Source organism: Vibrio sp. D417a (assembly GCF_030248595.1).
GTDB classification, from domain to species: Bacteria; Pseudomonadota; Gammaproteobacteria; order Enterobacterales; family Vibrionaceae; genus Vibrio; species Vibrio alginolyticus.
The window spans coordinates 211,700-224,240 of sequence record NZ_JAHGAM010000001.1 but is presented as its reverse complement, the minus strand read 5'-3'; the positions used below and the strand labels follow the sequence as shown (position 1 = coordinate 224,240).

At 45.4% G+C, this 12,541-nt stretch carries 11 protein-coding genes; 7 read left to right on the top strand and 4 right to left on the bottom strand.

Going from position 1 to position 12,541, the window contains the following annotated elements; translation table 11 throughout:
• Positions 1–13: 13 nt before the first annotated feature.
• Both KI742_RS01070 and KI742_RS01065 read left to right on the top strand, forming a co-directional pair.
• Positions 14–1,417: an aspartate aminotransferase family protein gene (locus tag KI742_RS01070; protein ID WP_285384958.1), complete on the top strand. Its 1,404-nt coding sequence runs from the start codon at positions 14–16 to the stop codon at positions 1,415–1,417.
• A 172-nt stretch (positions 1,418–1,589) separates the two neighbouring features.
• Complete coding sequence (locus KI742_RS01065) at positions 1,590–2,111, top strand: DUF2058 domain-containing protein (protein ID WP_186585493.1); 522 nt, start codon at positions 1,590–1,592, stop codon at positions 2,109–2,111.
• Positions 2,112–2,203: 92 nt separating this feature from the next.
• Here KI742_RS01065 and KI742_RS01060 read toward each other — a convergent pair whose 3' ends face one another.
• The 3 genes from KI742_RS01060 to KI742_RS01050 all read right to left on the bottom strand — a co-directional run bounded on the left by KI742_RS01060 (position 2,204) and on the right by KI742_RS01050 (position 4,177).
• On the bottom strand, positions 2,204–2,818 hold the full coding sequence (locus tag KI742_RS01060) for a LysE family translocator (RefSeq protein WP_285384960.1): 615 nt from the start codon (positions 2,816–2,818) through the stop codon (positions 2,204–2,206).
• 77 nt (positions 2,819–2,895) lie between these two features.
• Positions 2,896–3,288: a ribosome recycling factor family protein gene (locus KI742_RS01055; RefSeq protein WP_017819813.1), complete on the bottom strand. Its 393-nt coding sequence runs from the start codon at positions 3,286–3,288 to the stop codon at positions 2,896–2,898.
• Positions 3,289–3,307: 19 nt separating this feature from the next.
• Positions 3,308–4,177, bottom strand: coding sequence for a LysR family transcriptional regulator (locus tag KI742_RS01050; RefSeq protein ID WP_005373812.1), 870 nt, complete (start codon positions 4,175–4,177; stop codon positions 3,308–3,310).
• A gap of 105 nt (positions 4,178–4,282) precedes the next feature.
• Here KI742_RS01050 and KI742_RS01045 point away from each other — a divergent pair, with 105 nt between their 5' ends.
• Positions 4,283–5,539 (top strand): adenylosuccinate synthase, encoded by a 1,257-nt coding sequence (locus KI742_RS01045; protein WP_005387066.1) that lies wholly within the window; start codon positions 4,283–4,285, stop codon positions 5,537–5,539.
• 370 nt (positions 5,540–5,909) lie between these two features.
• Complete coding sequence (gene ansB / locus KI742_RS01040; protein WP_285384961.1) at positions 5,910–6,974, top strand: L-asparaginase 2; 1,065 nt, start codon at positions 5,910–5,912, stop codon at positions 6,972–6,974.
• Positions 6,975–7,050: 76 nt separating this feature from the next.
• Here ansB and KI742_RS01035 read toward each other — a convergent pair whose 3' ends face one another.
• Complete coding sequence (locus KI742_RS01035; RefSeq protein ID WP_005373820.1) at positions 7,051–7,887, bottom strand: pyruvate, water dikinase regulatory protein; 837 nt, start codon at positions 7,885–7,887, stop codon at positions 7,051–7,053.
• Between the two features lie 251 nt (positions 7,888–8,138).
• On the opposite strand from KI742_RS01035, the gene ppsA reads away from it, so the two are divergent.
• The 3 genes from ppsA to KI742_RS01020 all read left to right on the top strand — a co-directional run bounded on the left by ppsA (position 8,139) and on the right by KI742_RS01020 (position 12,461).
• Positions 8,139–10,511, top strand: coding sequence for a phosphoenolpyruvate synthase (gene ppsA, locus KI742_RS01030; RefSeq protein WP_005373822.1), 2,373 nt, complete (start codon positions 8,139–8,141; stop codon positions 10,509–10,511).
• A 170-nt stretch (positions 10,512–10,681) separates the two neighbouring features.
• Entirely contained in the window at positions 10,682–11,461 is a 780-nt protein-coding gene (locus KI742_RS01025) for a hypothetical protein (protein ID WP_005373824.1), read from the top strand.
• 193 nt (positions 11,462–11,654) lie between these two features.
• On the top strand, positions 11,655–12,461 hold the full coding sequence (locus tag KI742_RS01020; protein ID WP_206970464.1) for a response regulator transcription factor: 807 nt from the start codon (positions 11,655–11,657) through the stop codon (positions 12,459–12,461).
• The last annotated feature ends 80 nt before the right edge of the window (positions 12,462–12,541 follow it).

Here is a 12,541-nt window from a genome sequence, read left to right as displayed (position 1 = left end):
GAGGAGAAGGATCATGAGTAACAAAACCCAACAACTTTTAGAGATCGATCGTCAGAGAGTATTTCATGCCTCAACCCACCTGAAGCAGTATGCGGCCGGGGAGCTTCCGGGAAGAATGATCTCGAGCGGAAGCGGAATACGCATCACCGATTCAGAAGGCATCGAGCTGATAGACGGCTTTGCCGGGTTGTATTGTGTAAACATTGGCTATGGCAGGACCGAAATGGCCGATGCGATTTATGAGCAAGCCAAAGAACTGGCGTACTACCACACGTACGTCGGTCATACGAACGAAGCGCTCGTGACACTGTCAGATCGCATCATCAAAATGGCGCCTGAAGGCATGAGCAAAGTTTACTACGGCATGTCAGGCAGCGACGCGAACGAAACTCAACTTAAGTTGGTATGGTATTACAACAATGCTCGTGGTCTACCAGAGAAGAAAAAAATCATTTCGCGTAACCGCGGCTACCATGGTTCAAGTATCGCGTCCGGTTCAATGACAGGTTTGCCGCTGTTCCACGCCCATTTTGATTTACCACTTGAGCGTATCAAACACACCATCGCGCCATATTATTATCGCCGTGAAGACGAGAGTATGTCTGAGCTAGAATTCTCTCAATATTGCGCAGATCAACTCGAAGCGATGATCTTGGAAGAAGGCCCAGAAACGGTAGCAGCAATGATTGCAGAACCAGTGCTCGGTACTGGCGGTATTGTGCCACCACCAGCATGGTACTGGCAGGCGATTCGCAAAGTGCTCGACAAATACGATGTGCTCTTGATTGCGGATGAAGTGGTGTGTGGCTTTGGTCGCCTCGGCTCCGATTTTGGCTCACTGCACTACGACATGAAACCAGATCTCATCACGGTAGCGAAAGGGTTAACCTCAGCGTATCAACCGCTGTCTGGCGTGATCGTCGGTGAACGAGTTTGGAGTGTGCTAGAAAACGGCACCGACCAATGGGGCGCTATCGGACACGGTTATACCTACTCTGGTCACCCAATGGGAGCGGCAGCCGCGAACTGCAACCTCGATATCATTGAACGTGAAGGCTTGGTAAAAAACGCGGCCGAAGTCGGCGCTTACTTGCAGCAACGCATGGCGGAGACGTTTAGCGATCATCCATTGGTCGGTGATACTCGTGGCGTTGGCTTGTTGCATGCGTTGGAGTTTTCTTCAGACAAGCTCCGCCGTGCACACTTTGATCCAAACTTGAAAGTAGGCCCGCAAATCGCGGCTGCCTGTTTAGAGCAAGGCTTAATCGCTCGCGCCATGCCACATGGTGACATCCTCGGATTTGCTCCACCGCTTATCGCGAACCGTAACGATATAGACACCATTGTCGACAAAGCGCATCAAGCGGTAAACAAAGTGATGGATAACCTTGTCACATCTAAACAGTGGCAGCCATAACCCACCTAGATTTCAGTAACGCTCGCGGGCTTTGGAGAAGGCCCGCTTTGCACTTTCCATTAAAGAGATAACAAGCCAACCAAACATTTTAGACCCATAGAAAGCACTATTATTTACTACAAGTGGCAATAGTGGGTAAAATGCCCAAAATTGCGCACTAACTGGATAAAACATGGCAAAACTTACCCTTCAAGAACAAATGCTGAAAGCTGGCTTAGTTAATGAAAAGAAACTAAAGAAAGCGAAGAAAGGCTCTAAAAAATCACGCGTTCAAGCACGCGAAGTAAAAGCGGCGGTTGAAGAGAATAAACGCCAACAGTTAGAGCGTGATAAACAATTGAGCGAGCAGCAAAATGCTGAGCGATTAAATAAAGAGATCAAAGCGCAGATCAATCAATTGATTGAGATGAACAAGATCGACTTAAAAGATGGCGACATCAAATACAACTTCACTCACGGTACGCTAGTGAAATCACTTTATGTAGATTCACTTATCCGCGAGCAGTTGATCAAAGGTATTTTGGCAATCGCAATTGTTGGTGAAAGCTATGTTGTCATTCCACGTGGAGTAGCGAATAAAATTGCTCAACGTGATGAGTCCGTCATCATCGAACAAAAAGAATCTGAATCGGACATTCCAGCAGAAGACGACCCATACGCAGATTTCGTCGTGCCTGACGATTTGATGTGGTAACAATAAATAATCGATGCATCAACTAAAAGAGCCGCTGATGTAACATCAGCGGCTCTTTTTATAGAAAAATAATCTACAGAGATGATGTGTTGTTATTGCTTACTTAGTAGCCAATTCGCCCCTGATGCGGCTAAAAACAACGAACATCCGCGATTGAAACGTTTCGCCATTTTTGGATTTGAAAACCAGTGTCTCAAGTACAAACCAAAGATGGCATAAATTGAAATGGCGACCATTTCTAATATCAAAAACGTCGATCCAAGGGCAAAAAACTGCTCTTGAACGTTGGCACTGGCATCAACAAATTGCGGCAAGAATGCAGTAAAAATAAGAATCGCTTTCGGGTTGCCAGCAGCAAGCGTAAATTCTTGCTTCGCAAGTCCTGCGTAGTTGCGCGAATTGTCTAAGTCAGAGATCGGGCTGGACTCTGAGCGCCAAAGGTTAAACGCAATCCACAGTAGATACAGCGCCCCTACCAGCTTTATTGCCAAAAATAGCATTTCTGACGTATACAAAATCACAGCCAGACCTGATGCAGACAACGCAATCATCGCTGAAAAAGCAGCAATTCTGCCTAAACTGGCCGTAAACGCGGCCCTAAAGCCGTAACAACGAGCATTATTCATTGCCAATAAATTGTTTGGGCCTGGAGCCATATTTAGAGCAAAGCAAGCAGGAATAAAAAGGAGAAGCTGCCAAATATCCATAATAAAATGGTCTTAGTGAGTGATTTTGATCGGTACCCTAACATCTGTTAATAAAGTGAGTAAACCACAAACCGATCTTAAAGCAACTCAGCATCAAATCGTGCCGTGCGAGCTTGAACTAACGTGCAGTTCGTTTCAGCCATCAGCTCCGCTAAGGTGATGTTTGGGTTTTGTCTCACCAAACGTATCAACTTCACGTCCAAAGGTTCCAATTTGTCTTGGTGAGCAAGTAGAGCTTGTTCGATTTTGTTGATCGCAAATCGCATCGTCTCTGCTTCTTCGTTTTTGAGATGCTCTAAAAACGCTTTTACATCCAAAGCCTCGCCCGAGATTTGCCAGTGACGAGATCGTCTAATTCGCTTAAGATCGCACTGTTTTTCTGCTGCGAGTGTTTTCGCTCGCTTGGCATGGTCGCCCCCAATACGGTGAATCAAGGATGGGAGCGAAATCGTAATCTTCGTCTCTTTCATGGCCTTTTCTTTCATCGTCTTAGCCCTCAACCACCGACACATTCTCGCCAACCCAAGCCAACAACTGTTTTGCCGCTTTGGATAACACCTGATTTTGACGCACGATGTAGCCGAAATCAGTGTTTGGAAAACTTGGCAAAGGCGTAACTTCACGAGAAAGCTTTAATCTCGGATCGAGCGAGAAATCCGGCACAATAGCAGTCCCAAACCCCGCTTCCGCCCAGTCGATTTGTGCTTCTACACTGCCCACTTCCATCACGCGATGCTTAGGCAGATTTAGCTCAGGTAAAGACGCATCAATCAGCTCTCGGGTTCGAGTATCGTGCCCTAGCAGGATTAGCGTCTGGCTCTCTTTTCGATTGTCTTGCCACTCAAAAATGTTATCGCCAAACGCACACCAGTGAATTTGCGTGAGAGGCGTAAAATGCAGCGGTTGACTCTCTTTTTGTGCGATAACAAAGCCGATATCGGCACGCGCACTTTTCACCAAATCCACCGCTTGAGAAGATGTGGTGTTGAACAATGCCAAGTCGATCCCCGGATATTCACTTTTGAATTGCTGAAATGGTTTGATAAGCAGTAAACGGGAAACAATATCGCTCGCCGCAATAGAAAGCGTCCCCTGCGTAAGATCGTTGATGGCATTGAGATCTGACTGACAAATTTGCAGCTCATTGAGCATCCGCTGCGCCGTAGCTAACAAACGCTTCCCCGCTTGCGTCAACTGCACGGGATTTCGCTCAATCAATTTCGTGCGCGTGGCTTGCTCCAACTGCTTGATATGCAAACTTACGTTCGGCTGCGTCATGTGCAGTTCCGTCGCTGTTTTACCAAAGTGTTTTACCTCTGCAAGAGTGACGAAGGTTCGCAGCCAGTTCAAATCTAACATTGCCAATTCCGATATGAGATTCTTATCAAGTTAATGAGTATAATTAATTTCTCTTATTATGGCGAACGTCTTAAGATTTTTGCATCTGTTTTTGGAGATTAAATTATGTCGTCTATCGTTGTTGTGGGTGCAAACTGGGGTGATGAAGGCAAAGGCCGCATCGTTGACTTTTTGGCAGAGCAAGCTTCTGCGAGCATTCGTTTCCAAGGTGGTAACAACGCGGGTCACACCGTGGTTAACGATCTAGGTACGTTTAAGCTGCACCAGCTACCAAGTGGCGTATTCAACCCAGACTGTTTGGCAGTGTTAGGTCCGGGTATGGTTATCAGCCCTGCGTTGCTGTCTCAGGAGATTGCGGAAGTTGAAGAAGCGGGCGTAAAAGTGAATATGTGCATCTCTGATCGCGCAACACTGTGTCTACCTCTACACGCACTAGAAGATACGCTAGAAGAACAACGTTTAGGCGACAAAGCATACGGTTCAACTCGTCAAGGTATTGCACCTGCGTACGGTGACCGCGTGATGAAGAAAGGCATCCTAGTTGGTTGGTTGAAGCAACCAGAAGTATTGGTTGAACGCCTTCAATTCATGATGGATTGGAAACTGCCGCAACTGCGTGCACTTTACCCGACGTTCGAGTTTGAACAAACCGCTGAAGAACTGGCGAACTGGCTGCTAGAAGTCTCTGCACCTTGGCGCGATTCAATTTGCAACGTAACGCTTCCTCTAAAAGAACTACAAGCGAAAGACAAAACTCTATTGTTCGAAGCGCAGCTTGGCGCGGGTCGTGACCTTGTTTACGGTGAGTACCCTTGGACAACATCTTCTAACGTTGTATCAATGTACGCGGGTATCGGTAGTGGCCTTCCGGCACTTCGTCCTGAACGCGTTATTGCGGTTGCAAAAGCATTCAGCTCATCAGTAGGTACTGGTACGTTGATCACTGCAATGGAAGAGCAAGACGCTTTCCGCGAACTTGCTGGCGAGTTCGGTGCAACTACGGGTCGTCCACGCGACATGGGCTACTTCGACGCAGTCGCTACGAAGAATGGCGTTGAACTGCAAGCCGCAACTGAAATTGCACTAACGAAAGTAGACTGTTTGACTGGCCTTAACGATCTGAAAATCTGTGTTGGCTACGAAGGCGACCACAGCAAAAACCCAATCTGGCCTCAAACTGCCTCTCTTGCGCCAATCTACGAGAAGATGGAAAGCTGGAGCGAGGACATCACAGGTTGTCGTAAGTTTGAAGAGCTTCCAGTAGCAGCACAGAAATACGTTCTACGCATTGAGGAACTCATGGGCGTACCAGTAAAAATGGTGTCTGTGGGTCCTGGTCGTGAACAAATGATTATGCGATAAGATGTGAATTAACACATCATTGGCAAGCGGCTTTTATCTGTTCCGGGGTAAAGCCGCTTTTTTTTACACTGTAAACTTTGGAAAATTGCACGGCTAAATTCATGTTTAATAACCTCATCACGAGACTCCTACCTCCTTTATTTATAAATCAATAAATTATAGGACTTAACACGTTGTGCACGTTACTAGCACATCTCACTTGTTAAAGAAGCACGTCAATTAGGTTAACTGGTTGATTTGATATTCTTTAAATGATTAGTTGATCACGATCTTCATCTGCAATTTGTTGAACTAGTACTCAAAAAATCTAACCCGCTGTTTTTAGGATAGATGAGTTCCCCAACATCCAACCTAACAGCAGGTGATTCCCATGACGAAAAATCTTTTCCGCCTCAGTACGATAACCCTTGGTTTGTGCCTTAGTTCTTTGTCTTTCGCGCAATCCGATCTTCCGAACATTAAAATTCTTGCCACTGGCGGCACCATAGCAGGCGCAGGTCAATCTGCAACAGAATCAAACTACACAGCAGGTAAAGTCGGCGTTGAATCATTGATTTCTGCGGTGCCGAGTATGACCAAGATTGCCGATATTTCTGGAGAGCAAGTGGTCAGTATCGGTTCACAAGATATGAATGATGAAGTGTGGCTAAAATTATCGAAAAGAGTTAATGAGCTACTCGCTCAAGATGATGTTGACGGCATCGTCATTACTCATGGTACGGATACGTTAGAGGAAACCGCTTACTTCCTTGATCTGACCGTCAAGAGCAAAAAGCCTGTCGTGATCGTCGGTGCAATGCGTCCTTCCACCGCAATGAGTGCTGATGGACCAGTCAACTTATACAATGCAGTCGTAACAGCCACCGATGAAGATTCAGAAGGACGTGGCGTGCTAGTCGCAATGAATGACACGATTTTCGATGCGCGAGATGTGACAAAAACCAATACAACCTCCGTCAGCACTTTCCAGTCACCCAACTTTGGTGCTATCGGCTACATTCATAATAGCGATGCCAAATATCAACGAAGCCCAGAGCGTAAACATACGACAGAAACCCCACTCGATGTATCAAAGCTTACTAAGTTGCCTAAGGTCGGTATTGTTTATAACTATGCAAATGCCTCCAATTTGCCAGTGAAAGCCTTTGTGGATGCGAAGTTTGACGGCATCGTAAGTGCTGGTGTCGGTAATGGTAACTTGTACCACACTGTGTTTGATGAGCTAGAGAAAGCGAGTAAAGATGGCGTTGTTGTTGTAAGAAGCTCCCGAACGCCTAGCGGCTCAACCACTTTGGATGCTGAAATTGATGACGAAAAATACGGCTTTGTTGCCGCTGGTACATTGAACCCGCAAAAAGCACGTATCTTACTGATGCTGTCACTGACTCAGACCAAAAACTATCAAGACATCCAAAAGATGTTCCAATACTATTAATTCTGTCTAAGGTTCATTTGATAGAGGAGGTACACACCTTACCTCCTCTTACACATAGCGACATGAGCGTCTCTTGTTAGCCAAACAAGCGACGCTTCATTCCTGCTTTTTCCAGAATACGCGTAGTAATTTCCTCAACAGACAGAGAGGACGTATTGATATATGGGATCGCCTCTCTTCTAAACAACGCCTCAACAGTGTCTAGCTCCAGCTTGCACTGCTCTGTGCTAGCGTAATCACTTCCAGACAAACGATTCTCACGGATTTCAGTCAAGCGCTCGGGATCGATCGTCAGCCCAAACAACTTATGACGATGGATCTCAAACTCAGGTAACAAACGCATCATCTTCACATCTTCCGCAATAAACGGATAGTTCACAACACGTAAACCAAATTGCATCGCCATATACAAGCTAGTCGGCGTTTTTCCACTGCGCGACACGCCAAGTAAGATGATATCAGCTTGCTCCAACCCTTTTAGCGTAATGCCATCATCATGCGCCAATGTATATTCAATGGCCGCAATACGGTCGAAATAGGTATCGGAATCTTTCCCCACGCTGCGAGAACGCTGCAACTTAGGCTTTGGTGCCATCTGAATGTCGTCTTGCACTTTCTGCACAATGCTTTCCAAAACATCGTAACTGTATGCCGGCGCTTCAAGCAGCATTTCACGTACTTCTGGAACGACAATTGAGAAAAAGACCAGAGGTTTGACGCCATTGCGCTGGTAGGAAGTTTCAATTTCTTTGACTACGTCAGTAGCTTTGTCCTGGCTTTCTACAAACGGAAAGGTTTTTTCGTTAGGAATGAACGGAAATTGACCGAGAACAACATGCCCTAATGTCTCACATGTTATCGCCGTACCGTCAGAAACATAGAATACATCACGACTTTGGTTATTTATTTGCATTTCTGTTTAATTTTTCAAAATCTTTTGAGTAGGATGGTACACATAATATTAATAAATCAGTTTGGCTTTCAGTTAGGTTCACCACAGCTTTAAAAATTCTTTTGAATTTTTTTCAGCCAGAACGTAATCGTTTGCCTTTGATATCAATCTAAATGAAGCAATGTATGGTCAACGTGTAATAACAGCCAACATGCGATTGTTTAGATCGATTTAAGTCCCCCTACTAAGCTGCAATGTTTCTGGAGAAAGACATGCAAAAGAACACCCTCTGGTTCAATGGCCTATCCATGGATGATGTCGACAAAGTCGGCGGTAAGAATGCTTCACTTGGCGAAATGGTTTCTAACCTAGCAAACGCAGGCGTTTCTGTACCAAATGGTTTTGCGACAACCTCATACGCGTTTAACCAATTCCTTGACCACGAAGGTTTGGATGAGCGTATTCACCAATTACTCGATGAACTAGACGTTGAAGATGTAGAAGCTCTGCGTAAGACAGGTGCAAACATTCGTCAATGGGTATTAGAGGCCCCTTTCCCTGCGGACCTTGAACAAGAAATTCGTGAAAATTACCAAGAACTGATCGAAGGCAATCCTGAGCTTTCAGTCGCAGTTCGTTCATCTGCTACGGCAGAAGACCTACCTGATGCTTCTTTTGCTGGTCAGCAAGAAACGTTTTTGAACGTGAAAGGCATCGACGCAGTACTAGAAGCAACTAAGCACGTTTACGCTTCTCTATTTAACGACCGTGCGATTTCTTACCGCGTTCACCAAGGGTTCGACCACCGTGGCATCTCGCTATCTGCGGGGATCCAACGTATGGTGCGTTCAGATAAAGCCTCGTCGGGTGTTATGTTTACACTAGACACTGAATCGGGTTTCGACCAAGTTGTCTTCATCACCTCTTCATGGGGTCTAGGCGAGATGGTCGTTCAAGGTGCAGTAAACCCTGACGAGTTCTACGTTCACAAGCCAATGCTTGAAGCAGGCGAACACCCAATCGTTAAGAAAACATTTGGTTCTAAGTTGATCAAAATGATCTACTCAGATAACCAAGAAATCGGCAAACAAGTTGATATCGTTGATACTTCTGATGAAGAGCGCAACACGTTCTCATTGAACGACGACGAGATCAAAGAGCTCGCAAAACAAGCAATGATCATCGAAAAGCACTATCAGCGTCCAATGGACATTGAATGGGCAAAAGATGGCATTGATGGCAAGCTGTACATTGTTCAAGCGCGTCCTGAAACCGTATGTTCACAAACGGAACAAAACGTGATTGAGCGCTACGAGCTACAAAACAAAGCGGATGTTTTGGTTGAAGGTCGTGCAATCGGTCAGCGCATCGGTAAAGGCGTGGTTCGCTTGGTTGACTCTCTGGACCAAATGTCTCTAGTCCAAGAAGGTGACGTGCTAGTTACAGACATGACTGACCCAGATTGGGAACCAGTGATGAAAAAAGCATCTGCAATCGTAACCAACCGTGGTGGCCGTACTTGCCACGCTGCCATCATCGCTCGTGAGCTTGGTATTCCTGCAATCGTTGGCTGTGGCGATGCGACAAGCAAGTTAACCGATGGCGCAACCGTGACCGTATCTTGTTCTGAAGGTGAAACGGGCTACGTTTACCAAGGTGAACTTGAATTTGATGTAAAACGCTCTTCTGTTGATGAACTGCCACTGCTACCAACAAAAGTGATGATGAACGTGGGTAACCCTGATCGTGCGTTTGACTTCGCACAAATTCCAAATGAAGGTGTTGGTCTTGCTCGTCTTGAATTCATCATCAATAAGATGATTGGTATCCACCCGAAAGCATTACTTAACTTTGATGCACAAAGCGATGAGCTAAAAGCAGAAATCACTCAGCGTATTCGTGGTTACAAAGATCCTATCGATTTCTACGTAAGCAAACTGACAGAAGGTATCGCAACCATTGCTGCGGCATTTTGGCCGAAACGCGTTATTGTTCGTATGTCTGACTTTAAGTCTAACGAATACAGCAACTTGGTTGGCGGTAAAGCATACGAACCGCATGAAGAAAACCCAATGCTTGGCTTCCGTGGCGCGTCTCGTTACATTTCTCCAGTGTTTGAAGACTGCTTCGAGCTAGAAACTCAAGCAATCAAACGCGTTCGTAACGAAATGGGTCTGAAAAACGTTGAAATCATGATCCCATTTGTGCGTACACCAAGCGAAGCAGCATCAGTGATTGATTTGCTAGCGAAGTTTGATCTGCGCCGTGGCGATCAGGGTCTTAAAGTCATCATGATGTGCGAACTGCCATCCAACGCGGTCCTTGCCGATGAGTTCTTGAAGTACTTTGACGGCTTCTCGATTGGCTCAAACGACATGACTCAGTTAACGCTTGGACTTGATCGTGACTCTGGCGATGTTGCACATCTATTTGATGAGCGCAACCCAGCGGTTAAGGTGATGCTTCAGATGGCGATTGACGCGGCAACAAAAGCAGGCAAATACGTTGGTATTTGTGGTCAAGGCCCATCAGACCACGACGACCTAGCGGAATGGCTAATGGATCAAGGAATTAGCTCTGTATCACTAAACCCAGATACGGTTATCGATACTTGGTTAAAACTAGGTAAAGTTAGCAGCAAGTAACACACGATAAACTCTAGCCCTCACACTCCCCTTGTGAGGGCTTTGTTATTCACACGTCATTTCACAATCAGTTCGTGATTCCTCTCTCAAGTTCGTCATTTAGTCAATTTCATTATCAAAGTCTGATGACCTAAAATGAATGGTATATCGATAACTCCAGAGAGAATTTGATGAAAAAGCCTATCGCACTCCTTACTACATTGATGCTCCTGGCATCCCCTGCTTATGCCGATTGGGATGAAATTTCCAATAAAATGTCTGAGCTTGGCGACGCAGTTTCTGATACTGCACAAGATGCTTGGGACGACACCAAAGCGTTTTCAAAACAAGCGTGGCAAGATTTCACGAATTGGTCCGAGGAAGCGATCAATACCGCAGGCGAATGGACAGAAGCCAGCATCGAGAAGAGCAAAGAATGGATAGATGCTGCCGACAAAAAAATTGATGAGCTGATGGAAGGCGATACGCCAGAAGAAGCTCGCCAAGCCGTGGACTTAATGGCAGATAGCGCTTTGCTCAAGTTATTTAATGAAAAGCCGGAGGCAAAAGCTATTTACGACAACGCGTACGGCTACGCGGTCTTTGATTCTCGTAAATTATCTTTGCTGTTTCACACCAACTCAGGGTCAGGAGTCGCAGTGAATAAGGAAACAGAAGAACGCACTTATATGAATATGTTTGGTTTGGGCGTTGCACTTGGGGCTGGCGGCAAATTTTACCAACAAGTGGTTCTGTTTGAGAGCAAAGAAGATTTTGATACGTTCGTCAACGAAGGATGGGAGGCCACAAGTGAAGCCTCTGCTGTTGCGGGCGAAGATTCAGAGCAACTTTCAAAACAATTTAACAGCGGCGTCGCCGTCTATCAGTTGAACGCTAAAGGTTTACTCATCGATGCTAACGTGTCTGGTTCTAAATATTGGGTTAACGAAGAGCTCACTAACTCGCAGTAATGCATAGCAACTAATCGCTTAAATAAAACCGTTGTTATGCACCCTTATCAATAAGTTAACGTGGATATGATTCCTCAAAACTGAGCACTTACGCAACTTTCTCTATGGAAGTCACCAGAAGATGGCGACTTCCCTTTCTCGTTGGATTGCTTTTGGTTATGCTTGCGCAAAACCACCTGCAATTCGGTATCCCATGCCTGACAATAACTTTAATAATCTGCTAGCAGAAGCAATTTCTGCTCTTAACACGCCTAACTTTACTCCTAAACTTATGCGTGTCATTCGCACTCTTTTTCATTTTGATTGCGCAGTTATTTTAGGTTACCGAGAAGGTAAACATCCTATTTATCTCTACGACTCAATTGAGAACGAGCGAGAGTTACTTTTTCAACGCTACCTTACTGACTCATTTCAAAATGACCCTTTTTTTCTCAAACTAAACGAGACAAAGCAACAAGGCGTATTTACGCTCAAAGACGTGGCGCGTAAAGGCGTTGACTTCACCTCATACTGCGAGCAGTTCTATCATCAAACAGGGTGGAAAGACGAGCTTAGCATGCTAGTCGAAGTTGAATCTGGCCGTTGGGTCATGCTGTACTTCGGATATATGACTGATGGAAAATACTTTTCTCAGCAACAAATCAATAAGCTAAAGCCCTATTTCCCGATAATTCAGTCGCTTTGTCAGCAGCATTGGAAACAAACGGAATTTACCTTTTCTGAGCCTGCTTTTGCACAGAGTGCTTATTCTGGCAGTATGCGATTAGCCATTGAGCAAGCTTTAGCAACGTTTGGCGTAGAATCACTCACCCGTCGCGAACAAGAGGTGGCTTCGCTTCTCGCTCAAGGGTTTGACACCAAAGAAATTGCCGCGCGGTTACACTTAGTTCAAGGCACGGTCAAAAATCATCGAAAGCGAATTTACTCGCAATTAAATGTGTCTTCATTGAGTGAGTTATTCCAGCTTTTCCTCAATCACCTCATTCTCCATTCAAGATAAAAACTGTCCCTTAAGGGATATATCGAGAAAAGGTGTCGCGTTTTAGTCTAAATGTAACAACCACTAAGACAGACAAAAAG